Origin of the sequence: Flavobacterium gilvum (assembly GCF_001761465.1) — a bacterium.
Classification (GTDB): domain Bacteria; phylum Bacteroidota; class Bacteroidia; order Flavobacteriales; family Flavobacteriaceae; genus Flavobacterium; species Flavobacterium gilvum.
Genome location: NZ_CP017479.1, coordinates 1794948 through 1821323, shown reverse-complemented (window position 1 = coordinate 1821323; position 26376 = coordinate 1794948). Strand labels below are relative to the sequence as shown.

Sequence of the window (26376 nt, the reverse complement as noted above, 5' to 3'; positions counted from 1 at the left end):
CAAAAACCAAAAAATCAAGATGAAAACACACAAAAAAGTATTGCTAACATTAGTCGCGCTGATAATAGCAAACATAACACCTGCTAAAGTTTCTGCACAGGAGGTATCAGGAAACATTAGTATTTCAGGAGCTTTTGCTTTGTACCCAATTACAGTGAAATGGGCTGAAGAATTCAAGAAAAAAAATCCAAAAGTTAAAATTGACATTCAGGCCGGAGGTGCCGGAAAAGGAATAACAGATGTACTATCCAAAGTAACCGACATCGGATTGGTTTCTCGTGAAATAAATGCCGCCGAATATAAAAAAGGCGCTTATCCAATTGCCGTTACAAAAGATGCTGTAATCCCGACAATAAGTGCTTCGAGCCCTTTCAAAACAGTACTGTATCAAAAAGGGATAAAAAAAGAAACTTTCAATAATATTTTCATCACCGGAAAATACAAAACATGGAATACTCTAGGAATCAAAAGCGCAGCACCTATTCATGTCTATACAAGATCGGATGCGGCTGGAGCTGCAGAAACCTGGGCTGCATATTTTGGCAAAAAACAAGAAGACTTACAAGGAGTTGCTGTTTTTGGTGATCCGGGATTGGCACAGGCTGTACAAAGAGATCCTTCGGGAATTGGTTTTAACAACATCGTTTACATTTATGATACCAAAACCAATAAACCGACAAACGGAATTGTTCCCGCTCCAATTGACTTAAACAACAATGGCAAACTCGATCCGGATGAGAATTTTTATGGAGATACGAACAAATTGATTGCGGCTATTGCTTCGGGTAAATATCCCTCACCGCCGGCAAGAGATTTATACTTTGTAACTACAGGAAAACCAAAAAATGCCGCCGTAAAAGCATTCTTAAAATACATTCTGACTGAAGGTCAAAAATATGTTTCGGAAGCAGGATACATCAAGCTTTCGCAAGAAAAATTAAAGAAAGAATTAGGGAAAGTAAATTAATATTCTTCTAAATAAAAAACATCCACCCTAGACAAAAAAAGAAAACTTTGAGGGTTTTTGAAAAATTTTGTCAGGGGTGGTTTATTGCAATTAAATGAAAAACATCAGATTACTCAAGGATCGCATCATCAGTAAAGCATTCTTAGCGCTTACCCTCTTATCTATCTCAACGGTAATATTGATTGCGCTAGGATTGTTCTACAAGTCTGTGCCGATATTAAACAGCACTTCACTTTATAATTTATTATTCTCATCCGAATGGAAACCTTTTAAAGAGGCCTTCGGATTTTATCCATTTATAGTAGGTACTCTTTGGGTAACCGCAATTGCCATAATCATTGCTTTGCCTTTATCCTTACTTACAGCGATTTATCTTTCGGAATATGCCCATATTCGCGTACGAAAATTGGTTTTACCGTTAATTGAATTATTATCAGGAATTCCACCTGTGCTATACGGCGTTTGGGGTGTTTTGGTTATTGTCCCTCTAATTCAGGAAAGAATTGCACCTCACTTTGTTGAGTTCACCACAGGCTATTCAGTACTGGCGGGAGGAATCGTTTTGGCAATCATGATTTTTCCGTTAATTATCAGTATCGTAATCGAAGTATTTGATAATGTCCCACAGGATTTAAGAAACGCTTCTTTGTCATTGGGCGCTACACAATGGCAAACTGTCAAAAAAGTGCTCCTACGAAAATCAACTGACGGAATTGTCGCAGCAGTTGTTCTTGCCATTTCCAGAGCATTTGGAGAAACCATCGCCGTTTTGATGGTCTGCGGAAATTTGGCTCAAGTACCACAAAATCTATTCGATTCGGCTTACCCATTGCCTGCGCTTATTGCCAATAATTATGGCGAAATGATGTCTATCCCAATGTATGATTCGGCATTGATGTTTGCAGCCCTGCTCCTATTTGTCATCATCTTTGTATTCAATGCGCTTTCGCGAATTATTTTATACAGAATCGAAAAAAGAAATAACTAAACCCAATCAAAATGAGAAAAATAGAAGAAAATATATTCAAAATTTTGATGATACTGAGCACGATTATCATCAGCAGTACCTTGTTTATGATTGTGTACACCCTTTTTGCAAGAGGTATTGGTTCATTGAGTTGGGACATGGTTTCCAAAATCCCCGAAGGCGGTTTCTACATAGGCAAAGGAGGCGGTATTCTAAACGCTATTGTGGGTTCGATTTACATTACGATAGGTTCTACTTTGTTAGGACTTTTAATCAGCCTTCCGATAGTGATTTATATAAATGTTTATGCCAAAAGAAATGCAACTTTGGCTTCGATTACCAGATTGAGTTATGACATCTTATTTGGAATTCCATCCATTGTATATGGTGCTTTTGGATTTGCTATCATGGTATATATGGGATTAAAAACTTCATTATTGGCTGGAATAATTACCGTAACCTTAATGATAATCCCAATACTGGTTCGCGCCATAGATGAAGTAGTTCGAGTTGTGCCGGAAGACATGAGTAATGCTGTTTTTTCTTTGGGAGGAACACGCTATGAATCGGCTAAAATCATATTGCGACAATCTATTCCGGGAATCGTGACCGCCATTCTACTTTCTTTCGGAAGAGCCATTGGAGATGCAGCCTGTGTGCTTTTTACGGCAGGATTTACAGACAGCATCCCTACTTCATTAGACCAACCGGCGGCTACATTACCGTTGTCCATATTTTTTCAGTTGAGCAGTCCTATTCAGGAAGTTCAAAACAGAGCGTATGCAGCAGCTGTAATTCTTACCATTATCGTTTTAATCATCAATATTGTGGCCAAAATCGCCAGCAAAAACCTTTCAAAAAATAAAATATGATCATTCAACCTCACATAAGCATCCAAAATTTAAATGTCCACATTGGTGAAAACCATATCCTTAAAAACATTAATCTTGATATTCCGGACAAAAAAGTAACTTCATTAATTGGTCCTTCCGGCTGTGGAAAAACGACATTGCTAAAAACCATGAACCGATTGCTCGACCGTCAAAACGACGTGCGTGTGGATGGCAAAGTCTTGGTAGACGGCGAAAATATCTACGACCCAAAAGCAGAAGTTACCCACATCAGAAAAAAAATGGGTTTGCTTTCGCAAAGGCCTTTCCCGTTACCAATGAATATTTATGATAATATTGCATACGGTCAACGTATTCACGGAAATAATAACAAAAAAGAACTGGACGAAATCGTAGAGAAATACCTTCGTGGTGTGAATCTTTGGGACGAAGTCAAAGACCGATTGAAATCGCCTGCTACCCGACTTTCCATTGGTCAACAACAACGATTGTGTTTGGCAAGAGGTTTGGCGATTGAACCGGAAATCATCTTGGGAGACGAACCTACATCGGCGCTTGACCCAATTTCGACCCAAGCCATCGAGGAATTATTTATGGAGTTAAAAGACAAATACACGATTGTTTTGGTTACTCACATTTTACGTCAAGCTCGAAGAGTGTCTGACTATATTGGTTTTGTTTATATGGGAGAAATCATAGAATTTGGCCCTACCGAAGAAGTGCTTTTGAATCCAAAAGAAAAATTGACCAAAGATTACGTGAAAGGTTTTTTGGTTTAGCAGCAAAAAAATAAATTCTATTTCAATTATAGAGTTTATGTACATTTGCCAAAAATTGAAAAACCCCCATGAAAATCATAAGAACATTTTGTCTTTTCCTAGTATGTTTTGTGTCCAAAGCTCAAACCGAAAAAAACATTGATCATCAAAGTTTGCTTTGGACACGCTATAACAATCAATTGGTATTAAACAAAAAATGGTCGATTAATTCTGAATTTGACAATCGGGTTTTTATAAATCCTTTCGAAGAGAATTTATTTCTTGTTAGAATGGTTGGGAGATACAAAATCAACAAAGATGTTGATTTTGGTGCTGGAGTTGCCTATTTCTCTGTGGCCACCCAAGTTCCAGAAATTACGAATGATTTTAGAACACCGGAATACAGAGGACAGCAGGACATTACTTGGAAACATGAGTACGGTAATTTCACAATGAATCAACGGCTTCAGGTAGAAGAACGTTTTATTCATAATTCTGACAAGGAAGGTTTATTGCCCGGGACAACTTTTACATGGAGATTCAGATACCGTCTTCAAGGAGAATATTCTTGTTGGAAAAAAGAAAACCAATATTTGAAAGCTGTTGTTTATGATGAATTGATGATTAATGCCGGAGAAAGTATTGTTCATAACACTTTTGACCAAAACCGAATTTACGCCGCTTTACAATACGGCATAAACAAAAATATTGCATTGGAACTGGGTTATTTGAATAGTTTCCAACAACGCCCGAGCGGAGTTGATTATTTTGAAAGGGATGTTATCCGATTTACTCTTTTCCACAAAATAAAATTAAAAGAAAAACAGAAATCACAAACCAATTAAGTAATTAGGAATTTCATTCCGAAGTTAAAGTTGATTTATTCTGTTTTTCCTTTTTATTAAAAAAACAGAAAACTTTTTTATAAATTTAACTTTAAAGAACGTGAAAAAAAATTCCCCCGCAAACAAAAAAACAAACTGGAATATTGCCACAATTGTGTTCTTTGTAATTTTTGCGCATTTTTCTTGCAATTTACATGCCCAAAACGAAACTGAAACTTTTCCAAAGATTAAAGGTTCTGTTGGGATTGTCCATCCAATAGCCTCCTTTTCATCAGAAGAGACAACAGTCAATTTTAGAGATTATTATATAGTAGGAATGCCTATTGCCATCAACGTTTGGAAAAACAAAAGTATAGGTTTTTCATTTGAAATAGTTCCAACTATTAAAAGCGATGACGGAATCAGCAAAGTCAATAATGTAGTGATTCATCCCGGAATACTTTTTCGATTAAAACACGAATTCACTTTTGCGGGCAGAGCTGCTTTTGAAACTTCAGGCCGATATGGTTTTACACCTGTCTTGAGTAAAGCAATAGGCATTCATAAAGACTACAATTATTACGTATCGATACCCGTCCCGGTGCGATTTGGAAATGACAAACCTGCTTCTGTAACGCCAGGTTTTCAATTTGGAATATCGTTTTAATACTATTTAATACTAAACCTATGTCTGAAATCATAAAAAACCAACCGAATTATACATTACTCGATTTAATAAAATACTTTCTCAAACTGGGCACCACAGGTTTTGGCGGGCCTGTTGCATTGGTTGGCTATATGCACCGCGACTTGGTCGAGGGCAAAAAATGGATTAATGATTCCGATTTCAAAGAAGGATTGGCACTGTCACAATTGGCTCCCGGTCCTTTGGCAGCTCAATTGGGAATTTATATCGGCTTTGTTCATTATGGAGTTTTAGGAGCCACACTTTCTGGATTGGCATTTGTACTTCCCTCTTTTATAATGGTGGTTTTATTGGGAATTACTTACCAAGCCTTTGGTGGTTTACCTTGGATGCAGGCTATTTTTTACGGAATTAGTGCAGCTGTAATTGGCATTATTGTTTTGAGTTCTTATAAGCTAACAGTTAAATCCATTAGTAAATTTGAAATCCCTGCCATAAAAAACAATTGGTTGCTTTGGTTATTTTATGTTTCAGCTATTATCATTACGGCTGTAACCCAAAATGAAGAACTGCTTTTATTTGTTGCTTTAGGTTTTATTTATATGGTTGTAAAAGCTCCACCTCAATGGATTAAAAGGCCTAAAGTTGCCTCTTTCTTTTTGCTTTCAACAGTTGGATTATCAGGAATCGATCTTGGAAAATTAGGAGATCTTGCCTGGTTTTTCATCAAGGCTGGAGCTTTTGTTTTTGGAAGCGGACTAGCCATTGTTCCTTTTTTGCATGCTGGCGTGGTCAACGAACACGGATGGCTAACCGAAAATCAATTTGTCGATGCCGTGGCGGTTGCTATGATTACGCCAGGTCCTGTTGTAATTACTGTAGGTTTCATCGGTTATTTGGTTGCGGGATTCAAAGGGGCTTCTATTGCTGCTTTGGCTACATTTTTTCCCTGCTATTTGTTTACGGTCATTCCTGCCCCGTATTTCAAAAAGATTTCTCAAAATAAAAGTATCAAAGCTTTTGTTGACGGAATAACAGCTGCCGTAATTGGTGCTTTGGTGGGTGCTGTGATTGTAATTGCTTCCCGATCGATTGTGGATATTCCAACAGCATTGATAGCGGTAGGAACTGTTCTAACTCTGATTTATGTAAAAAAAATACAGGAACCTCATATCATTGGTATTGCTGCCGTTTTGGGAGTTTTGATTAAACTGCTGTGATTTTAAATGATTACTGATTTTTGATTTCAAATGTAATGACCTTGTAAAATTAATAATCTTACGTAAAAAAAGTAGTCCTAAATTCAGTCAATTTTTTACTCATTTTTTAAGAATTGATTAATCCTGAATTAACTAAATTTTGTAAGAACTGGTCGTAACTTTAATAGAAAAGTTAAGGCCATGAAAAATTTTGCAATTAAACTGACATGGTTGACCACCATTTATGTAGTTATTTTTGCGGCATTGTGCCAAACAAAAATGCTTTTTCCGGTTGTTATGGGTCTGTACCTTGTAGGTGTGTGTCTTTATTTGTATTTAGTTTATACCGTTTTGCATGATGAGGGATACAAAACAAATAAAAAATTTAAGGATTGGTATGGCGACCATTCCAGATAATATTTTTTTTTAAACCATATAAGGCATATAAGTTCACTTAAGAAAAACTTGTTGTATTATTTTATTCGAACATACTTTTTATTTAAAGGTAGACAAGAAAAAAACAACTTTGTATTTCCTTACATGACCTTATATACCTTATATGGTAAATGCCTCATCACTTTTATAAAAAAAAAGTACCAAACACAAAATTGTGTGTTTGGTACTCAAAAACAAAATCCAAAATTTATTTTTTTATCTCCTAATAAGGTCTGTTTTGACCATCGCCTCCCATCATTCTTCCTTCTCCTCTTGGGCGGTCATTACTACTTCTTCCTCCAAAACTACCCAATTTGTAAGATAGCGAAAACATTACATATCTTTTCAAAACGGTATTCTCTTCATCACGAATAGAGGTTGCAGATATTGTTCTGGTAGCACTTTGATTTTGATTCAGAATATCGTAAACTTTTACCTTTAAGGCCATTGATTTCTTCAAAAAGGCATACGACAAACTAGTGTTCCATAAATAGAAATCTTTATTAAAATCACCAGACAAATTTGAGTTATAAGTATATCCAAAATCATTACCCCAAATCCAATTTGTTGGCCAATAGCTAGTCGTTTGCAAATTAATTCTATGTACTACAGCAGAACTGGCTTTCAATGACGAGTTCTCATATCTTGACTCGTTGTAAGACAGACTATAAGAAGGTGAAATGGTAAGCAATTCACCGTACTCATAACTAAAATAAACCCTTGGAGAAATCCCTAATGATTTTGCATCGTACAAAATACCATTGGTATATCCTTTATCCAATGAATAAGTTCCATTCAACCCTAAACCATATCTAAAAACATTTGCTTCTCTTTTGATAGTTTGTCCCCAGTTTCCACCTATAGAAGTAGAATAAGTTCCCGAGATATTTTTGTAAGTCGTATTCTTTTTACCACTGGAATCAAAATTTGAGAAACTAATAATATCATTATCAAAAAAATCTGCTCTTGCAAACAAACCATAACCAGAACGGGTTCGCATATCAAAATTTCTATAAAAAACGTTGAAACTGTTTTTCTCTGTTGGGTTCAAGTCAGGATTTCCAATTACAGTATTCAAAGGATTTGTCAAATTTGCCACCGGCAATAACTGTCCAGACGAAGGAAGACTGTTGGAATATTCATATCTGAATGTAACTCCTTTTGTTCTGTCCAATGAATACCTGATTTGGGCGCTACCATAAGGCAAAATATACTTTTGATCCAAATCAGTATTATTATTTAGATATAATGAGTGGTTATCAAAATTAACAATCGATGTACTCGAATTCAAATTAAAAGTAAATTTATCCTTTTCGAATGTAAGACCTGCTTTTGGAGCAACCGAATTTTGCATCGAAGTAGTATAATTAGTAAACGCATTGTTTAATACTGAATAAGTACCATTTGTTGCATCATAATCGTATGTTTTAACATCATTTACGTTGCTTGACCAACCAAAATCAGACCCCAAACGAATTCTCAACGAATCAGTTATTGGCTCAGTATATTCAAATTCAGCTGAATAAGAATCAGAACTGCTTGTTGTTTTTCCGTTTTGATTTCTCAAATCATTAGGACGATTGCCCTGATGAAAAACCGTTTCGGACATATTGATTCCATCCGAATCACTATTAGAATTACTATTAGAGAAAACAAAACTCATGTTACGCATTCTTTTTTTGAATGCTTTATTAAAGTTTATCGTATTTCCAAAACTAGTAGATGTATTCTCTTTATACGATTTCGATTTACTCTCATTTAATGCTACCTTATTGTCATCTACAGTATTACTCGAAGATTCTGAATCGCTGTTGGAACGGTTTTGCGATATGTTTGGAGTAAAAACAAGACGAGTAGTTGGATCAATTTTGTATTCAAATTCAAAATTGGCTTTGTTTCCTGTATTTTCATTTCTCGATTTAGCGTCAGATTCTGTGTAATTGTTACCATCAGCTTTTAACTCAGCATAGTTCGCTTTAGTTTCATTTTTGGTAACCGTATTAGAAAAATTATAACTTCCCATCGCCTGAAAATTCTTGGCCCATTCATCATTATAATTCAACCCAACCAAATTAGAAGTTGTTATCCCTTTCCCATTAGTTACACCGCTGCCGCCTCTACCACCTCTGTTATTTCTTCCGCCTCCCATATTATCAAATACATCATCCATGGTAAAACCGGTTGAATTGATATTATTCGAAGAAGCCAACAAACTTATTTTTTGTTTATTATTAAAATAATTCAACAAAAAACTGGATTCATAACGATCATCTGATCCGTATCCGCCTAGGAATTTACCAAAATATCCTTTGTTTTTCTTTTCATCAATAGTAAAATTAATACTTGAATCATCAGAAGTTGATGATTCCTTGGACAATTCCTGTTTCTTGGTTTTAAAATCAGAAACCTGAACTTTACTGACTACTTCAGCTGGTAGATTTTTTAAGATTATCGCTCCATTCTTATCAAAAAATGTTTTTCCGTTAACCAAAAACTGAGTAACATTTCTTCCATTCACCGTAACATTTCCATCATTATCAACTTCGACACCTGGCAATTGTTTCAGTAAAGTTTCCACGTTGGCATCCGGACGCACTTTATAGGAAGAAGCATTATACTCAACAGTATCTTTTTTTACACGAATAGGTGGAGCTTCACTTTTTATGACTACGGCTTTTAATTCATTAGGATTTTGTGCCAAATACAATTTACCAAAATCCTTGCTGGCCAAAATTCCGTTTTGTTTGGCAACAAAGTCTTTGTAACCCATAAAATTGACTTTAAAATTTACAGGCTTGTCGTATTTTTTGATGTTGAATTTAAAAAGTCCATTTTTGTCTGTAGTCGTGTACTCTATAACCGTAGAGTCTTTTACATTCGAAAAATAAACCGTAGCACCAGGCAATGGCGCTTTTGTCTCATTATCATACACTCCTCCTTTTACAGTAATGATATTTTGGGCATTAACAACAGTTAAAAACTGCAGTAGAAATAAAAAAGAAAAAAATCTAGTCATTGAAAAACTTTGTTAGGATGAATCTATAAGACATTCAAACAAAAGAATAGTTTAATGACTATTAATAATTTTAACATTTAAAATTAATTTACTAATTAAATCGATTTAGCATCAGCACATTACAGCGTAAAAAAAAATCCCGAATTTCTTCGGGATTCATTTTTATTTTTCTCTGATATAAATTAAAAAAGCTAATTACCTGTAAATTCCAGTGATATTGACCACCCAATTCCAATTTAAAGTGACCACCTGATTCCAATTCAAAATGACCACCTAATTCCGGAGCAAAGTGACCACCCCGTTTTCATAAAAAACTACTTTTTTTCATGCGCTAATTAGTACTCAAATATACTTAAAATATTATTCCTTGTTTATTCCTCTTTTCTTTCTCATAGATTCCCCATGCAATTCGAGTCTGTGGGCTTGATGTATAAGTCTATCCAAAATTGCGTCAGCTATAGTTTTTTCGCCAATTATATCATACCAACCTTGTACAGGAATTTGCGATGTAACAATTATAGAACCGTTATTATGCCTGTCTTCAATAATCTCCAAAAGTGTAATTCGGTTTTGACTATCTAATGCCTGGAGTCCAAAATCGTCAAGTATGATAACGTCTTGCCTTTCAATTTTGGCAAGTTCTCTTAGGTAAGAACCATCTGCTTTGGCCATTTTTAATTTAGCAAACAGCTTCGAAGTATTAAAATAGCTTACTTTATAGCCATGAATACAGGCTTGGTAACCCAATGCGGTACCTAAATAACTTTTGCCTACACCTGTACTTCCTGTGATTAAGATGTTTTCATTTTTTTCAACAAATTCGCATTCTGCCAGACGAAGAACTGTATTCCGGTCAAGATTGCGGGATACATCAAAATTGACATTTTCAATATTTGATTTGTAATGGAATTTAGCATTCTTTATACTGCGTTCTATACGACGATTGTGCCTTTCGTCCCATTCAGCATCAATAATCATCGATACAAATTGATCGAGTGTGTAGTGGTCTGTTCTTCCGCTTTCAATCGCTGTTTTAAAAGCATTAAACATTCCGTAAAGTTTCATTTGTCTCATTTTTGTTACTGTGGATTCATTCATGTTTTTAAGATTTAATTTAATTATAATACTGTTTGCCTCTTATGTTTCCGTGGTTCGGAAGTTCATGCTCAGGTTCCTGTTCTAAATCAATACGATCTAAGTTGTTTTCTAAAATATTTTGGATGGTCTTAAAATTGTAAATTCTAAAGTCAAGCGCTCGTTTACAGGCATTTATTAATCGCTGCTTACCAACCTTTTTTTCAAAGTTTAGTATTCCTAAACAACTTTTATAAGCCTGTTCAGGATGGTTTCTGCTTTCGATTATCTGCATAATATATTCTCCTACTGACTCATCAATACTACCTGCCCAATCAATGAATCGAGCAGCACTCCACTGAGCTACAAACTGATGTGAACTGGCTAAATGTTCTGGAGTTGTGGTATAGACATAAGGTTTGTAATTTCGCTGATGAACCGCTATTCGATTGTATTTATAATAGATCTCTACGGTTGATCTTGTGTACAAGAGTTTCGTTTTTTTCTTTACATATTGATACGGAACGCTGTAATAATTTTTGTCTTGACTTAATTGGACATGACCATTTTGCATTACCGTTGCAAAGGATTGATATTTGATTTCAAAGCGTTCTTGTGGTAGTGGACGCAGTTTTTGTTTCTCATCTTCTACAAACAATTCTTTTCGTGAGTAAGGACGACCTGTTAGTTTTCGATTATTATGAATGTCTAATAAATCCCATATCTGTTGGTTTAATTCTTCTAGAGAAAAGAATTTGGTTTCTTTTAGTGTTACATAAATTCTTCTGTATAATATCTTTACAGCCCCTTCAACTAATGACTTATCTCTAGGTTTATAAGCTCTAGTTGGCAAGATTGTAGTTTCGTAATGTTCCGCTAAGTCGGCTAAAGTTTCATTAATTGTTGGCTCAAAACGACTGCTTTTTATTACTGCAGATTTTAAATTATCTGGAACAATTGCTGCAGGAGTGCCTTCAAAAAAGCGCATGGCATTTTCTACAGAAGTAACAAAATCTTCCTTTTGCTGGCTCATAGAAGCTTCAGCATAGGTGTATTGACTAGCCCCTAATATAGCCACAAAGAATTGTACTTCTTTGATTTCTCCAGTGTCGCTATCAATAATGGATAGTGTTTTTCCAGCATAATCAACATACATTTTATCACCGGATTTATGATTCATATGCATCACTGGATTGACTTGTTTACTCCATACTTTGTAATAATGAGCAAATTGAGAACTCCTGTAACCATCAGGGTTTATGGCAGCATATTGTTCCCACATATGTTGTATGGTAACGCCAACTTTTTTTAGCTCACGCTCCATTTTAGGAAAATAATTATGGAGTGTTTGTAATTTGGGACTAATTGATTCCACAGTAGTCTGTGAAAACAAAAGTTCTAGTTCAGCATCTGTTTTTTTATCAATAAATTCAAAGTTTAATCCGAGAACTTCAAATAAAGAAATATACTTCTTTACCGTATTCCTAGAAAGGGATAAGTAGCTACTTATAAATAACTTACTTTTTCCATCACAATAGAATTTAATTACTTTTCTAATTTTACTCATGTCTGTTATTTTGTTTGCCATAATCCGCTTTTTTTTTGCGAATGTATGGTTCTAACGACATGAAAAAGTCTGTAGTTTTTAATAATTAATTTACCCCAAAATTAGGTGGTCAATTTGAACTGGAATGGGGTGGTCAGTTTGCTCTGGAACTGGTGGTCAATTTATACTGGAAAGAGGTGGTCAATTTGACCGTTTTTTCCACCTTATGCCCTAACATCTTAGATACAGTGTAAATATCTGTACCGCTATTTAATTGTAAGGTGGCAAATGTGTGGCGGAAGCAGTGAAAAGTGATCTTCTTTGTAATCTCAGCATCCAAAACCCATTGTTTTAAATATCTATTTTCCCTTTGGTTTGTTTCCTTAATCAGCGTAAAAACCTTTTCTGTAGATTGTTTTCTCTCTCCCAATAAATTATAGGCTTGCTCAGAGATAGGCAAGGTTTCTGAGCCTCCTGTTTTCTTTTGGTTAAATCTAATTTGATAACCACTATCAACGTGTTCAATTTCCCCCCAAACTAGTTTTTGAATGTCTGAACGCCTTAATCCTGTAAGAGCAGAAAACAACGCTTGTATTTTAATTTCTGGACTTTTACAGGCTGTTTTAACAAGCGTATTTAGTTCAACGAGCGACAAGTAGTTTCTTTGGGTATCAGCTTGTTTTACAGCTTTGGTTTTCTCAGCCAAATGCTCTGAGAGATAACCATCTATAAATGCCTGTCGTAAAGCAGAGCGAAATTTATCATGATATGTTTTTATTGAATTGGCTGATAATTTAGCCTTATCACTTTTTTTGCTTTTTGTTGTCTCTAGGAATTCTCTAAACTCATCTACTAATTCTACTGTAATATCAGCAAACCTTAATCCCTCGCCTTTTAACATAACAAGAAACTCACAACTACCTAACCAAATAAACCTATTTGAATCATTCTTTTTATTAGCTAGCTTTTTAAAATAGGCTATAAAATTACCATCCTGTTTTTTAGTCTTTTTAAGTTGTGCACTCTCTAATTCAGTATAGATCTCAGGTTTATTAAGACTGTTTTCCCTTTTCTGTCTAATTTGTTCAGCAAGTGCCAAAGTATTTTTATTATGAACCTTATCCAAGGGGTTTCTTGCATCATCAAAGATGTACATTTTTAAAAATTCCCTACGAGTTGTTTCCCCATTCTCATTTAGTATAGGAGGATAAAAATCCAAAAAAAGGGTTTGCCTTTTATTTGAGATTGATTTTTTTCTAAGTGTTACTTTGACAGCCATAAGACAAAATTTGAGGTACAATTGAGGTACAAATATACAAAAAACAAAGGCATATTAAACATAAACATACAAAAATAAGGAACACAAAAAACCCCTTGAAACCATTATTTACAAGGGGTTAATACGTATTTGGTATTTATTTATTTTGATATGCTATTTTTCTCTAATATAAATATCTATCGGTACACCTGCGAAATCCCAGTTTTCCCTAATTTTATTTTCAAGATAACGTTTGTAAGGCTCTTTTACATATTGTGGCAAATTGGCAAAAAACACAAACTGCGGAGTTGGCGTAGGCAATTGCATACAATATTTAATCTTTACATACTTTCCTTTTGTCGCCGGTGGCGGGTAAGACTCAATTATTTTCAACATAAATTCGTTGAATTTTGAAGTAGGAATGCGTTGCTGTCTGCTTTCAAAAACCTGAACAGATGCTTCCAAAGCTTTTAATAAACGTTGTTTGGTCAAAGCCGAAACAAAAAGAATTGGCACATCTGTAAATGGCAACAACTCTTTCTTAATTTTTTCGGTATAATCACGAGTAGACATCGTATCTTTTTCAACCAAATCCCATTTGTTTACCAAAATAACTACACCTTTTCGGTTTTTTACTGCCAACCAAAAAATATTCTGATCCTGACTTTCAAAACCGCGTGTCGCATCAATCACCAATATACAAATATCAGCATGCTCAATCGCACGCACCGAACGCATCACCGAATAGAATTCTAAATCTTCTTTCACTTTGGCCTTACGACGGATTCCCGCTGTATCCACCAAGTTGAATTCAAAACCAAAACGGTCAAATTTAGTATCAATAGCATCACGTGTAGTTCCCGCAATATCGGTAACCATAAATCTATCTTTCCCGATAAGAGCGTTTATAACGCTTGATTTACCAGCATTTGGACGACCTACAACAGCAAATCGAGGCAAAACCACTTCTTCTTTTACTGGTTCCGGTTTCTCTGGAAAAGAGTCAATCAAAGCATCCAACAAATCTCCTGTTCCACTTCCTGATATACTGGCAAAAGTAAAATATTCGCCCAATCCCAAATTATAAAATTCCACGGCATCTTTCTCACGCATGGCGTTGTCTACCTTATTTACAGCAAGTAAAACCGGTTTGGTCACTTTGCGCAATAATTTGGCAACCGTTTCATCCATTGGGGTAATCCCCTCTTCAACATCAACCACAAAAATAATAACATCGGCTTCGTCTATAGCCAATTCTACTTGTTTACGGATCTCACCCTCAAAAACATCATCCGATCCGCGAATATATCCTCCCGTATCAATAACAGAAAACTCTTTTCCGTTCCACTCGCTTTTACCATAGTTTCTATCGCGGGTAACCCCAGATACTGAATCTACAATAGCTTCTCTTCTTTGTATCAGCCTATTAAAAAGGGTTGATTTCCCTACATTAGGTCTTCCTACTATCGCAACAATATTACTCATAATCTAAATTCAAAATATTTACTTCTTCCAAACACTGCTTCTCAGTTTCGGGTTGCAAAGGTAGTGTATAAAAGCATGATTATCAATTTTTTTGGTATATTCGCCATATTACCTACTCTTAACCCCTTCATTTTTAATTTTATGGATACCGATAATGAAATCCGTTTGCGTTTGCGATTCTACAAAGAAGTCAATCAGGACATCGATTTACTGCGTCAAAAATTCATTCATTTCACTACAACCAATTCTCCAGATTTCATTCTGAAGATTAAAGAATATCATATTTGGATAAACATCCGAGGACTGAAAAAAGCCTATTGGTCACCGCATCTTCACATCGAAATGCAATCCAAAGGTGAGAACCAAACCCACATCCGAGGGTTATTTGGCCCTGATCCCAATTTATGGACATTTTTCATGTTTTTGCATTTTATGATAGCGGGAACATTCATCATTTTTTGCGGCATCGCCTACTCCGATTATGTATTAAAAGCTTCCACCGCAGGCGATTTTGTTGTAATGTCCCTCATGGTTTTCGCTTGGTTCCTGCTCTACGTTATCGCAAAGCAAATCCGCAGCAACGGCGAAAAACAAATGAACGATATCGAAAAAGTGTTTTTGGATATTATTGATTCTCCGTTGTAAAAATTTAACAGCAAAGGACACAAAGAAACCGCTATGACCGCAAAGCTTTGCGAACTTCGCGTAATTCTTTGTGCCCTTTGCGGTTAAAAAAAATCAGTATTAGAACAAATTCCAATACTGACTTTATGTTTTTTTAGAGTTTACTCACGAACCATAATTCATAACTGAAACCTACTGATTATATCCAAAACGCTTTAGCATATTAGCGTTACTTCTCCAGTTTTTATTCACTTTTACATACAATTCAATATGGATTTGTTTCCCAAAGAATTTCTCCAAGTCCGCACGAGAATCCATTCCTACTTTTTTCAGAGCTGCACCTTTGTGACCAATGATAATTCCTTTTTGGGTATCACGCTCTACCATAATTACTGAACGAATTCGGATAATTTTTTCGTCTTCAAAAAATTCTTCGGTTACAATTTCTACTGCATACGGAATCTCTTTACTGTAATTCAGCAAGATTTTTTCACGAATAATTTCATTCACAAAGAAACGTTCTGGTTTATCTGTCAATTGATCTTTTGGATAATAGGGCGGAGAATCTGGCAATAATGAAATAATTCTCTGAAATACTTCTGGCACATTAAAATTTTTCAACGCCGATATTGGATAAATTTCAGCATTGGGAACTTTCGCAGTCCAAAAAGCCACTTGCTCCTCGAGTTGTTCTTGGTTCGAATTATCAATTTTGTTCAGCAACAACAAAACCGGAATTTTGGAATGGATTATTTTATTAAAAAAAGCTTCGTCTTTAAGTTCCTGCTCCCCAATTTCGACCATATAAATCAAAACATCGGCATCCTCAAAAGCTGATTTTACAAAATCCATCATCGATTCCTGCATTTCATAAGCCGGCTTGATGATTCCCGGAGTGTCCGACAATACCATTTGAAAATCTTCTCCATTTACAATTCCGAGAATTCTATGACGAGTTGTTTGTGCTTTCGAGGTAATAATCGACAATCTTTCACCAACAAAGGCATTCATAAGCGTTGATTTCCCAACGTTTGGATTCCCTATGATATTTACAAAACCTGCTTTATGTGCCATTCTTTCTATAATTTATGCCGCAAAGGTAGTCATATCAAGCCAATAGATAAAATAAAACATTTTTTAAATTTTTTGTCGAAAGTGTCGATTTTCGTCGTATATTTGCACCCGAAACATCGCGGGATAGAGCAGTAGGCAGCTCGTCGGGCTCATAACCCGAAGGTCACAGGTTCGAGTCCTGTTCCCGCTACTAAATATTGAATTTTACCGTACATCGCGGGATAGAGCAGTAGGCAGCTCGTCGGGCTCATAACCCGAAGGTCACTGGTTCGAGTCCAGTTCCCGCTACTGAGGACGACCCATCATATAATTGATGGGTTTTTTCATTTTTACTACCTTCGTAACCCCTTGTAACTACTGGGATTAAATCAAAAATACCGTTCACTTTATTGGTTAGATATTCCCTATTTTCAGCTCTAATGGATAAACCTTCTGGAAACACTAGTTTTTGTATCCTCATTTTATTCTCCACATCACCTCCAGCCCAGCAATCACTGATATTTTTGATTTTTTCAACTACTTTTTCTACATGAATTTTGTGGTTAGATAATTTTTTTTCATTCAACTCTATTAGCCCTTCTATTTCCTTTAAATCGGCTTCAAATTGCAAAACATATTTATTATATTTTTCATCACCGAAATTTGGATTGTTAAAATAACGGTCATCCAAATTTTTAATTTTAATTTCTAAATCTTTTTTCTGTGAAACTAAACTCTTCATTTCATCCTTCGCCTCAGTATTCATAGTACCAAACAGCTTATTCAACTGCATTTTAAATGGTTCGATAAATGGAGTGTTAAGTGTGTATTTTGACAGCAAATTCTCGAAGGAATTATTCAATCCCACCAATTTGGATTTTTTGGTAGTGTGTGCATTAAAACTGGCATTTTTACATTTCTGGCACTTGTAATAATGTAATCCCTTTTTCTCAACAACATAACCAGTAAGTAAACACCCACATTCACATCTTAGGAAACTAATTAAAGGCCTAGAATCACAAATTTTTGATTTCGAATATTCTTTGCTGTCCGCAACTTTTTTACCGCTTAAAAGCGTCTTATTTACTTTCAAAAAATCTTCTTCACTAACCAATCCTTTCCAGTTTCCTCTTACAGGTTCTTCGATTAAAGAATTTACTAATATTCCACAATAGAATGGCTTTTTCCACATTTCACTTAGAGCTTGTTTAGTGATTTTTAATCCTAATTTTTCTAGTTTCTTTTGAATTAAATAGTCTCGTTCTCCACGTACCTTCAAATCCCAAGCTTTTTTTAAAATCTTTCCTTCATCATTAATTGTTATCGATTGTGTTTCTTGAATTAAAGTATAATCCGTGACTTTTTTCCCTCGCATTGTATAACCTCTTGGTGCTTTACCTAACCAATTACCAGCTCTTAGTAATGATTTCATCCCAGGCAGTGTTTTCTCCAACCTATCAATATTTTCTCTCCGTGAATCAATTAGCTTATTGTAAATCTCCAACTTACTTTTTTCATCATCAGTACAAAGCCCTGTTGAGGTTTCTATCAAATGGACACCAGTTTTTTCAACTAACTCATTTACTATTGAAATAGCATTACCACCTGTTCGAGAAAAACGGCTAATAAATTTTATTGCGATTGCAAATGGTTTTCTCTTCGCATTTTTTACCTCTACTATCATTTTCGTAAATTCTTTCCTTGTAAAATCTCCAGAAGCACTTTCATAAGTTCCCCCTAGCATGTTTTTCAAAGAATACCCATTCTTATTCGCAAATTCAACGATTTCAATTCTTTGCTCTTCTAAACTATTATTCACCAACTGCATTTTAGAGCTAACTCGTGTATAACCCCAAATCTCTTTTACCTCAACTTTTTCAACTATTTTTTCTTTTTGAAATTTTTTAAAACTATCTAATCCCATAATTATATTATTTTATATTATATCCTATTATTGCTAATTGAAATAAACTTTCAATTATTGTTTCTGCATCCGAATCTGTTATTGTTTCAAATCCTTCAAATTTTCTTAACTCATCAATCGTCAATCTTATTTTTTCATTTTCTTCATTACTGCTTTCACATTCAAAACCCATTATTATCCTCAGACACCTTTTCTCATTTTTTTTGGTGGGAGATTATTTTTTAAGCATAGAAATTCCCCTTAGGGTTTCCCCAATTTTTTATACTATTTTATTTTGATTTTTTGGATTTCTGCCGTTTTACTTAAACAGCTTCCATCCGAATAACAATCACTTTTTTCAAAGTGACTGCCATTATTTGAAGTGATACGCCTATATGACCAAAAATCATCCCCCTGCGGATTTCGGAGTTTATAACCTAAAAGGAGCAATTAAGTTCAATTGTTTCTAGCCTTTTCTGCCATTTTCTCAAAGATACCCAATCTTTTTGTGATTTCATAACATTTTAAAAACTTTTTGTTATAAAAAACTTATCAGACTACCATTTGGAATGTTTTACTGTACAACTGGTGAACGGTTGATGGTAAGAACTGGTTTCCATATCTGGTTTTAAAGTTCAACCCATTCAGGTAATCCGCTATTTGTCTGTAACTCATATTTTTTTCTTTACAATTTAGGATTATTGACTGAGCCTGACGATTTCTATCATTATTTAGGGCGTTTTCTTTGATTTTATTAACTCCTTTGGCTCTGGCTTCGCTGGTTAAATTTTTAGGGTTCCCCAATTCCACCCCTTTTTTCTTTAGTTCCGCAAGTGCCACCTTAGTTCTGGAACTGATTAATTTGGCTTCTTGTTCAGCTAGAGCCGAAAAAATATGGATGGTGAAATTATTAGCTGATGGCATGTCTACCGCCAAAAACTCTATTCCTGCATCCATCAAAGAGCTGACAAAATTCACGTTTCTAGCCAAACGGTCTAATTTAGCAATCACCAAAACCGCATTTTGATTCTTAGCCATTTCGATAGCCTTATGGATTTCTACACGTTCCCGTTTATTGGTTCCTGTTTCAATTTCAGTAAATTCATTTAAAATAATTCCGTCTTGGCTAGAAACATATTTTTCTACAGAAGCTTTTTGAGCTGATAACCCTAAGCCACTATGCCCTTGTTCTTTTCGGCTGACCCTGTAATACGATATAAATTTTTTCATTTTCTACTGATTAAAACCTTAAATGGTCGTTTGTGATTTATTACACTCCAAATGTCCAGGTCTATTTTGGATTATACAAGAAAAACCTGGATTTTCCTGGGCTTGAGGATTTTATAAATATTTTAATCCAAAAAAAAACGAAGTGATTAGCTTCGTTTAATTGGTTTGTAACAGCCGTAATAATTGTAAAAATTCTTTATCGGTAAAATCATCTGCATCAAAAATTACGGGTACTTTTAACGGCTCCGATTTCAGTATTTTTTGAAACTGGGAAAGTTTAAATCTAACTTTCATCGCTGGTGGTGTTCTTACTATTATTGATAAAATCCCAGTCTTCTCCGTTTAGCCCTTCTTTGCTCATATAGAACAATCCAGCTTTGTATTTATCGTAAACACTTACCTCAACACGGTCATAGTTAAAATATTCTTGAATATCGGTTACAACTTGCTCATGTAATTTTTTATCTTCAATATAAATCACAAAATGGTTGTGATACCCTTTTCTATCGGTAAACGGTTCTGTGGAAAAAAACATTCTTAGTTCCGTATTATCACCGTACTTTTTGAGTAAATAATCATAGACACCGTGCATCTGCTTAAAACAGCTTTTTTTGTTGCGCTCAAGTTTGTACGGTATGGTGAAAAAGAATGACCATTCCATCATCCACAATGTATATTGCAGGCTGTTTTTATCTTCTAAACAATCAATTAAATTTCTCATTGATTGGATTTCTTTTCTTAGATTTTTGTTTTCCTCAAACATGGTTTCCGAATCAAAATATTTAACATGGTCGGCTGGAAATAAACGCTTTCCACCTTTAATTTTTGTTTCATTGAATAGTTGACTGTTTTTTTTATAAAATCTGTAAACAGTACTTTTTGAAGATTTTGTACTTCTTGTAAATGCTTTTAAATTCTCATATTCCATTTTTTTAATTGTTAGTATTTTGTTATTTATTAGATACACCAATATCATACAAGGTGCATCTGTTTAATAAATACTAACATTTTTTCAAAAGTGTAGCGTATTGAAGCATTTTCGATAAAATATTTTTTTTTGGATACAAAAAGTACTGTTCCAAAGTGGGACACTGTTTTGTGAGTTATCCGCATTAACTCCAGAAAATCACATATAAAACAAATGCCTTATTTTAGGGCAATTTCAGCGGTTTTCTGGTGGTGGTGGTGTGAATGTTTACGTGTGGATTCATAACGAAAAAAAACACACTAAACAAGGTTTATTACCTCTGTTTATTGGCTTTTGGCATCTAAAAAACTACCAAAAATTTTTATTTTTATATGGACTTTTAAAATAACCACTTATTTTTTTTTCAAATCAATCATAAGAGAGTTTACTCAAATTCAAGTTCGCTTTTATGATTCGTGGGTAGAGGTAGTCCTGCTACATAAGGAAGGGGATAGAAAGCAGAATAAGCATCTGGTTTAAAGCCATTTTTCTTCGATTTAAGACACTATAAAACAAAAAACAACCCGAAGGTTGTTCTTAATTTCTATGTGATAATAATTTCCCAATGAGTTAGGAATAACAGTATTTTAATAATTTCATAGTAGTTTATAATAATTCTTTAAGAATTTTTTCCAACTGCTCCGCATCTGGGTGAATCGCCAAAATCTTACCCTTAGAATCAATTAAAAATGTACTTCCCCCTGAATTAGAAATATTATATTTGTTCCAAATCCCATTTTTATTATCCAACTCAATAAGGTTTAGCCAAGGATATTTGTCTTTTGCTATTGCAATTTTATAGGCATCAGTGTTTTTAAATTCTCCAGCAACCCCAACAATGACAAACCCTTTATCTTTATACTTTTCATAAACTGGAATATAACTTTTACTTGTCACCCTACATGGTGCACACCAAGACCCCCACAAATCTATTATAGCAACTTTACCTGCTATTACTTCTGAAACCCTAACAGATTTCCCTTCTATTGTCGGTGCTGAAAAATCTATAAATTGACCACCAACTTTTACTGTCTTTATACCATTTAAAATTTCTTCTATTTGTTTGGTGTAAGGATGTGAAGGATATTTCTTTGAATATATTAAAAACAGGCTAGACACCGCCTCTAAATCAACAATCTTTTTGTATTGCTTATAATTTTGAAAAGTTTCAAATAAAAGTGAATATGAGAAAATATCTTGATTTTTTTTGATGTACTTATTTTGCCAGTCAAATGCGGTTTTTTGAATCGAGTCCAACTTGTTTTTTAAAACCCAAGCTTTTGGATTATATCCTTTTTCTGTTTCCAATAATTCATCTTGCATTTTATAGAGTTTATTAAGTTCCTCCCCGTTTGCAAGACCTTTAAATTTTTTCTGAATAGCTTTTACATCTTCGCTATAATAATTATTAGACTTAAACAAAGAGCCAATTTCCATGCTAAACTCTTTTGCTTTAGATTCAAAAATATTCTTTTTCTCTTTTTCAAACGCAATCTTTTGATTGGTCAACATTCCTCCTTTTATTGTATTTTTATCAAATTCCTGAGACGAATGTAATAAAAATTCAACTACACCATTTTCCGCAAAGAAATTTATAGGTCTAAATGCACCTCTCTCCAATTCGTCTCCAAAAACCAAAGTATATTGTTCAACAAAAGGTGTTTTCAATTCATGTTCAAAATGACCATCAACAATTGGAATTTTCACCCCATTATTTCTAGCGTCTTTTCCTTGACTAACTAACACCAAGTATTTAGAATTTTCTCCAATTACATTACCTCGTAATTTACATTGGATTTCCTTTGAAAATGAGTAATTGGACACCAAAATCGCTATCAATAAAAAAAAGGTGCAAAAATTGTTTTTCATATATGTTTTTTTTTAATATTTTTTATTTGCTAAATATAAAAGATTTAAATGAAATCGAAACGAAATCTTAAAATTAATCTGTACATTATCCTAAAAGTAATCACATAAACAAACAATTCTATAAAAATCATCAATAAACTCGTTAGATTTTTTAAGATTTCCCGCTACTAAAAAAGAGAACTTCGCGAAGTTCTCTTTTTTTATTCCTTAAACGGACAGCAGTCCTAAAAACAACTGCTTTTAATTAAAGGCTAATTTCTTTATTAATTTTTTGTCTTTAAAATAATAAGCCTCATAAGTGTACATTCCTATCGAATACACCGCTTCAATAATTAGTTTGTCTGTCCCCTTTGCTTTACTAAATACTAATCTTCTATTTTCACTGGAAAGTTCTGTAATCGGAATAGTTTGCTCTAAATCTAAACCATTTTCAGCATCATAACTATATTCCATTGCAAAATTCCCATGATTCCATTTATTCCATACAAGCGTTGACGTCATTTCCCTATGCGTTTGAGGATTCCCAATGTTTAAGTTATTAGGAAATAACAAACTAGAACCTGATTGAAATAACATTGCAAATCCAGAAAACACCATGGCGCCATAACCAATTTTCCTAAAATAAGTCTCACTTAATTTTGGCAAAACCCATTTCATCGCCCAAGTCGAAAGTATGGCCGAAATAGCAACAACTACCCCTACGGAAACAACTTTCATTGTAATCAAACCAAACACAAAATATAAAATTATTTTAACTAAATGCAAGATAATTTCATTTGCAGCTCTTGTAGCAATAATCTCTTCTTTAGCAAGCCCATACCGCAAGTAAAACCGGTTAAAAAGTAGGCCTACTGCACCTGTTAAACCGGATATAAATCCTGCAGAAAATCCAATAAGTCCTAATACAAAATTAGACGACTTTTGAGTAGTATTGATTTCTTTTGATTTTTGGAATAATGCCATTAAATTACTTACCAGAAAAAATCCCATTACCAATTCCAGATAAACCGGATTTACATATTTAAGTAACCAAGCCCCAAACCAAACAGCAGGTAAAGCCGCAGGAACAAAATATTTTACAATATGCCAACAAATATTTTTTCTAAAAGCAACAAGACGAGAGGCTGAACTTGTAAATGTCCCAATAGACAAAGCGGCAGGAACTTGACTTACCGGGAGCATAAGACCGAGCACAGGAATAAGCATAAGTCCAGCACCACCCCCACAAATTACACTTATTGAAAACGATAAAAAACTCACTAAAAATACAATTACTAATGTACTTATCATCTTTTCATTTTTTGACAGATGTCGTTTTACTATTTAACGAACAAAATATTACTGAACATTTTAGATTTAATGTCTTCTTTTTTTTTTGAAAATATCTTTTCAATTATCATGCCATTTAATCTTACACCAAATGACATGATTTAAAATCTGTACAAATAGCTTTATTGCTCAATATTCCTTAGTAAATTTTGTGATTTAAAAAAATAAAAAAAATCAGAAGCAATGTCTTATGAATAATCTTTGCAGGCATCGAAGTATAAATATTCAAACCCCTTTAGGTGTGGCACAAATAGTATGTATCGTGCCACCCCTAAAGGGGTTTCTTGTAGGATTGTTTTTTAATATAAAATGTAAGCACTATGGGCTTTACTACTCCATTCTCAACTTCAAAACCGTCACGGAATAAGCACCCAAATTCAATTGTGCTTTTTCACCCTTCAGTTTATATTCGGTTTCTGTTGGGCTTATTTTTTTAGGTTGAGCAAAAGTATTTTCATCGTTCAAATTTGGGCTGGTAAGTGTAATCACCGTTCCTTTCGATGCTAATTTTCCGCCTTTTAAATCAACCGTAACTTCCTGTGGCGTTGCCGATGTGTTCACCAGTTTCACAATAACTTCTTTGCTATTTACATCTTTCACTGCAGAAGCATAGAGGTTATTTTGTCCTGTCAGCGGTTTTCCGTCATTGGTAATCGTCAATAAATCGGTTCCTTTATTGGTTGAAAACAACTTTTGCACATAATAATTGGCAGAGCCATAAGCCTCTAAATTGTTGAACCAAATCATATCCGGAGTCCATTGCCAAGCCTCTTCATGAGCCATCAAGGGCGCATACGAAGTCATATTCACCACTTCGGCATTTCGTTCCAAACCGGTCATAAAAGCCGCTTCCGAAAATGCACATTCCCAATTATTTCGGTTATTTGGATTGGCTCCCGAAACACTTTGAGCGGCGTATTCTCCGGCAAATATTTTTGGCCCTTTGCGGTCGTATTTGTCATAACGCGTTGCATTTTCCCTAAACCATTTTGGGCTTTCATAATAATGCTCATCAATCAGTTTGGCATTCAATTTTTTAAGTTCCTGCATACCGTAATCAAAAAACTCTCCGCTTGGCGAAGGCCCGCTACCTGAAACAATAGCAATATTTGGATATTTTGATTTTATGGCTTTTTCAAAAACTTTATACCTTTCTATATAATCCGGTCCCCATTGTTCATTTCCAACGCCAATCAGTTTTAAGTTGAACGGTTTTGGATGCCCCATATCCGAACGTAATTTGCCCCAAGCCGTATCAACCGAACCATTGGCAAATTCAATTAAATCCAAAGCGTCCTGCACATACGGATCTAATTCTGTGATTGGCGCCAATTCACCTGTATTGTATTGACAAGCCATTCCGCAGCTTAAAATAGGCAACGGTGTCGCACCAATATCTTCTGAAAGCTGAAAATATTCATAAAATCCAAGTCCAAAACTTTGAAAATAATCTGGAGTCTGTTTATGGCTAAACTCCACATTCCAACGATTCATCATTGTTTTTCTGTCCTCAACATTCCCAACCGATTTTTTCCATTGATAGCGATCTGCCAACGTTCTTCCCTCTACAATACAACCACCGGGGAAACGCAAAAATCCAGGTTTCATATCATACAAAAGCTGTACAATATCTTTGCGTAAGCCATTTTTTCTGTTCTTCCAGGTATCTTCAGGAAACAGCGAAATCATATCTAAATCAATTGTTCCTGTTCCTTCAAAAGTAATTTTCAATTTTGCTTTTGCTTCGGTTTGAGTTGCTGTAAATTGTACAGAATAGTTTTTCCATTCATCAGATGTTGGTACAATACTAGTTTCACCAATCACTTTTTTATCCTTATCAATAAACTGAATAATTATTTTTTTAATAGCATTTCCGTGATTAGCCGCCTTTAAGGAAATATTATACTTCGCGTCTTTTTTGACACCCATTCCTCTAAATCCTTCGTTGATGAGCGCATATCCCTGAGGATCATTTATCAACACCCTGCAAAAGTTAGTATTGGTTTTATTTTCAGACACTTTAATAGGCGTCGCAACACCCGATTGTTTATTTAAAGAACTTCTTTTAGTATTAGGTTGTTCCCATCCCATCAGAGGTTTATCAAACTCAAAGGAACGGTTTTTGACCATTTCGGCGTACAATCCTCCGTCTGCGGCAAAATTGATATCCTCAAAAAACAAACCGAACATCGTCGGTTTAATTTTAGTAACGGTTTTGGCTATATCAACTTCCAAAGTTGTCTTTTGGGCAAATCCATTAAGTCCACTGAACAGCAAACCGCCAATAATAATTTTTGTAATTAAATTGTTTTTCATTGTATCTTTTTTGCGTTGAAATACGTTGGGTTGAAATACGTTGGGTTGAAATAGGTTGC

Annotated in this window: 22 protein-coding genes and 2 tRNA genes; 11 read left to right on the top strand and 13 right to left on the bottom strand. The window is 34.6% G+C overall.

Annotated features, from left to right (window positions below; translation table 11 throughout):
* Positions 1-19: 19 nt before the first annotated feature.
* The 8 genes from EM308_RS07565 to EM308_RS07530 all read left to right on the top strand — a co-directional run bounded on the left by EM308_RS07565 (position 20) and on the right by EM308_RS07530 (position 6629).
* A complete protein-coding gene (locus EM308_RS07565; RefSeq protein WP_035634495.1) occupies positions 20-967 on the top strand; it encodes a PstS family phosphate ABC transporter substrate-binding protein in 948 nt (315 codons plus the stop codon).
* A 94-nt stretch (positions 968-1061) separates the two neighbouring features.
* Positions 1062-1955 carry a phosphate ABC transporter permease subunit PstC gene (gene pstC, locus EM308_RS07560; protein WP_035634493.1) on the top strand — a complete coding sequence of 298 codons (894 nt, stop codon included), beginning with the start codon at positions 1062-1064 and terminating at the stop codon, positions 1953-1955.
* An 11-nt stretch (positions 1956-1966) separates the two neighbouring features.
* Positions 1967-2806, top strand: a complete 840-nt coding sequence (pstA, locus tag EM308_RS07555) for a phosphate ABC transporter permease PstA (RefSeq protein WP_035634491.1) — start codon at positions 1967-1969, stop codon at positions 2804-2806.
* Positions 2803-3564 (top strand): phosphate ABC transporter ATP-binding protein PstB, encoded by a 762-nt coding sequence (gene pstB / locus EM308_RS07550; RefSeq protein ID WP_035634488.1) that lies wholly within the window; start codon positions 2803-2805, stop codon positions 3562-3564. The genes pstA and pstB overlap by 4 nt, the downstream gene beginning before the upstream one ends.
* Positions 3565-3632: 68 nt before the next feature.
* Positions 3633-4388 carry a DUF2490 domain-containing protein gene (locus EM308_RS07545; protein ID WP_035634485.1) on the top strand — a complete coding sequence of 252 codons (756 nt, stop codon included), beginning with the start codon at positions 3633-3635 and terminating at the stop codon, positions 4386-4388.
* Positions 4389-4488: 100 nt separating this feature from the next.
* Complete coding sequence (locus EM308_RS07540) at positions 4489-5034, top strand: hypothetical protein (RefSeq protein WP_231559978.1); 546 nt, start codon at positions 4489-4491, stop codon at positions 5032-5034.
* Between the two features lie 20 nt (positions 5035-5054).
* On the top strand, positions 5055-6233 hold the full coding sequence (locus EM308_RS07535) for a chromate transporter (protein WP_035634482.1): 1179 nt from the start codon (positions 5055-5057) through the stop codon (positions 6231-6233).
* Between the two features lie 180 nt (positions 6234-6413).
* The gene (locus tag EM308_RS07530) at positions 6414-6629 is read left to right on the top strand and encodes a hypothetical protein (protein WP_035634478.1); all 216 of its coding nucleotides are present in this window, start codon (positions 6414-6416) and stop codon (positions 6627-6629) included.
* A 241-nt stretch (positions 6630-6870) separates the two neighbouring features.
* On the opposite strand, the gene EM308_RS07525 is transcribed toward EM308_RS07530, so the two are convergent.
* The 5 genes from EM308_RS07525 to der all read right to left on the bottom strand — a co-directional run bounded on the left by EM308_RS07525 (position 6871) and on the right by der (position 15026).
* A complete protein-coding gene (locus EM308_RS07525; RefSeq protein WP_035634475.1) occupies positions 6871-9663 on the bottom strand; it encodes an outer membrane beta-barrel protein in 2793 nt (930 codons plus the stop codon).
* Between the two features lie 360 nt (positions 9664-10023).
* Positions 10024-10761: an IS21-like element helper ATPase IstB gene (istB, locus tag EM308_RS07520; protein ID WP_035634847.1), complete on the bottom strand. Its 738-nt coding sequence runs from the start codon at positions 10759-10761 to the stop codon at positions 10024-10026.
* Between the two features lie 16 nt (positions 10762-10777).
* Entirely contained in the window at positions 10778-12325 is a 1548-nt protein-coding gene (gene istA, locus EM308_RS07515; RefSeq protein ID WP_035634844.1) for an IS21 family transposase, read from the bottom strand.
* Between the two features lie 112 nt (positions 12326-12437).
* Positions 12438-13562: a site-specific integrase gene (locus EM308_RS07510; protein ID WP_070261811.1), complete on the bottom strand. Its 1125-nt coding sequence runs from the start codon at positions 13560-13562 to the stop codon at positions 12438-12440.
* A gap of 153 nt (positions 13563-13715) precedes the next feature.
* Positions 13716-15026: a ribosome biogenesis GTPase Der gene (gene der, locus EM308_RS07505; protein ID WP_070261810.1), complete on the bottom strand. Its 1311-nt coding sequence runs from the start codon at positions 15024-15026 to the stop codon at positions 13716-13718.
* A 141-nt stretch (positions 15027-15167) separates the two neighbouring features.
* On the opposite strand from der, the gene EM308_RS07500 reads away from it, so the two are divergent.
* The gene (locus EM308_RS07500) at positions 15168-15671 is read left to right on the top strand and encodes a hypothetical protein (protein WP_051877840.1); all 504 of its coding nucleotides are present in this window, start codon (positions 15168-15170) and stop codon (positions 15669-15671) included.
* A 171-nt stretch (positions 15672-15842) separates the two neighbouring features.
* Here EM308_RS07500 and era read toward each other — a convergent pair whose 3' ends face one another.
* Positions 15843-16724 (bottom strand): GTPase Era, encoded by an 882-nt coding sequence (era, locus tag EM308_RS07495; protein ID WP_035638599.1) that lies wholly within the window; start codon positions 16722-16724, stop codon positions 15843-15845.
* A 117-nt stretch (positions 16725-16841) separates the two neighbouring features.
* Between era and EM308_RS07490 the strand changes: the two genes are divergently transcribed.
* Together EM308_RS07490 and EM308_RS07485 are read left to right on the top strand one after the other, a co-directional pair.
* Positions 16842-16914: transfer RNA gene (locus EM308_RS07490), tRNA-Met, on the top strand.
* Positions 16915-16939: 25 nt separating this feature from the next.
* A tRNA-Met gene (locus EM308_RS07485) sits at positions 16940-17012 on the top strand.
* Here the strand turns inward: EM308_RS07485 and EM308_RS18385 are convergent.
* The 7 genes from EM308_RS18385 to EM308_RS07460 all read right to left on the bottom strand — a co-directional run bounded on the left by EM308_RS18385 (position 16972) and on the right by EM308_RS07460 (position 26317).
* Positions 16972-18627 (bottom strand): recombinase family protein, encoded by a 1656-nt coding sequence (locus tag EM308_RS18385; RefSeq protein WP_083273915.1) that lies wholly within the window; start codon positions 18625-18627, stop codon positions 16972-16974. The genes EM308_RS07485 and EM308_RS18385 overlap by 41 nt on opposite strands.
* Before the next feature lie 7 nt (positions 18628-18634).
* On the bottom strand, positions 18635-18799 hold the full coding sequence (locus EM308_RS18035; RefSeq protein WP_157503393.1) for a hypothetical protein: 165 nt from the start codon (positions 18797-18799) through the stop codon (positions 18635-18637).
* Between the two features lie 359 nt (positions 18800-19158).
* Positions 19159-19836 carry a recombinase family protein gene (locus EM308_RS07480; protein ID WP_035640629.1) on the bottom strand — a complete coding sequence of 226 codons (678 nt, stop codon included), beginning with the start codon at positions 19834-19836 and terminating at the stop codon, positions 19159-19161.
* Positions 19837-20119: 283 nt separating this feature from the next.
* Positions 20120-20764, bottom strand: coding sequence for a hypothetical protein (locus EM308_RS07475; RefSeq protein ID WP_083273914.1), 645 nt, complete (start codon positions 20762-20764; stop codon positions 20120-20122).
* Positions 20765-21409: 645 nt separating this feature from the next.
* Complete coding sequence (locus EM308_RS07470; protein WP_070261808.1) at positions 21410-22672, bottom strand: TlpA disulfide reductase family protein; 1263 nt, start codon at positions 22670-22672, stop codon at positions 21410-21412.
* A gap of 240 nt (positions 22673-22912) precedes the next feature.
* Positions 22913-23962: a sulfite exporter TauE/SafE family protein gene (locus EM308_RS07465; RefSeq protein ID WP_035640814.1), complete on the bottom strand. Its 1050-nt coding sequence runs from the start codon at positions 23960-23962 to the stop codon at positions 22913-22915.
* 369 nt (positions 23963-24331) lie between these two features.
* Positions 24332-26317 carry an alpha-L-arabinofuranosidase C-terminal domain-containing protein gene (locus tag EM308_RS07460; RefSeq protein WP_035640817.1) on the bottom strand — a complete coding sequence of 662 codons (1986 nt, stop codon included), beginning with the start codon at positions 26315-26317 and terminating at the stop codon, positions 24332-24334.
* Positions 26318-26376 lie beyond the last annotated feature (59 nt).

Coding starts and splice junctions, on each gene's coding strand:
- EM308_RS07565 (WP_035634495.1), top strand. CDS start 20: ATGAAAACACACAAAAAAGTATTGCTAACATTAGTCGCGCTGATAATA.
- pstC (WP_035634493.1), top strand. CDS start 1,062: ATGAAAAACATCAGATTACTCAAGGATCGCATCATCAGTAAAGCATTC.
- pstA (WP_035634491.1), top strand. CDS start 1,967: ATGAGAAAAATAGAAGAAAATATATTCAAAATTTTGATGATACTGAGC.
- pstB (WP_035634488.1), top strand. CDS start 2,803: ATGATCATTCAACCTCACATAAGCATCCAAAATTTAAATGTCCACATT.
- EM308_RS07545 (WP_035634485.1), top strand. CDS start 3,633: ATGAAAATCATAAGAACATTTTGTCTTTTCCTAGTATGTTTTGTGTCC.
- EM308_RS07535 (WP_035634482.1), top strand. CDS start 5,055: ATGTCTGAAATCATAAAAAACCAACCGAATTATACATTACTCGATTTA.
- EM308_RS07530 (WP_035634478.1), top strand. CDS start 6,414: ATGAAAAATTTTGCAATTAAACTGACATGGTTGACCACCATTTATGTA.
- EM308_RS07525 (WP_035634475.1), bottom strand. CDS start 9,663: ATGACTAGATTTTTTTCTTTTTTATTTCTACTGCAGTTTTTAACTGTT.
- istB (WP_035634847.1), bottom strand. CDS start 10,761: ATGAATGAATCCACAGTAACAAAAATGAGACAAATGAAACTTTACGGA.
- istA (WP_035634844.1), bottom strand. CDS start 12,325: ATGGCAAACAAAATAACAGACATGAGTAAAATTAGAAAAGTAATTAAA.
- EM308_RS07510 (WP_070261811.1), bottom strand. CDS start 13,562: ATGGCTGTCAAAGTAACACTTAGAAAAAAATCAATCTCAAATAAAAGG.
- der (WP_070261810.1), bottom strand. CDS start 15,026: ATGAGTAATATTGTTGCGATAGTAGGAAGACCTAATGTAGGGAAATCA.
- EM308_RS07500 (WP_051877840.1), top strand. CDS start 15,168: ATGGATACCGATAATGAAATCCGTTTGCGTTTGCGATTCTACAAAGAA.
- era (WP_035638599.1), bottom strand. CDS start 16,724: ATGGCACATAAAGCAGGTTTTGTAAATATCATAGGGAATCCAAACGTT.
- EM308_RS18385 (WP_083273915.1), bottom strand. CDS start 18,627: ATGGGATTAGATAGTTTTAAAAAATTTCAAAAAGAAAAAATAGTTGAA.
- EM308_RS18035 (WP_157503393.1), bottom strand. CDS start 18,799: ATGGGTTTTGAATGTGAAAGCAGTAATGAAGAAAATGAAAAAATAAGA.
- EM308_RS07480 (WP_035640629.1), bottom strand. CDS start 19,836: ATGAAAAAATTTATATCGTATTACAGGGTCAGCCGAAAAGAACAAGGG.
- EM308_RS07475 (WP_083273914.1), bottom strand. CDS start 20,764: ATGGAATATGAGAATTTAAAAGCATTTACAAGAAGTACAAAATCTTCA.
- EM308_RS07470 (WP_070261808.1), bottom strand. CDS start 22,672: ATGAAAAACAATTTTTGCACCTTTTTTTTATTGATAGCGATTTTGGTG.
- EM308_RS07465 (WP_035640814.1), bottom strand. CDS start 23,962: ATGATAAGTACATTAGTAATTGTATTTTTAGTGAGTTTTTTATCGTTT.
- EM308_RS07460 (WP_035640817.1), bottom strand. CDS start 26,317: ATGAAAAACAATTTAATTACAAAAATTATTATTGGCGGTTTGCTGTTC.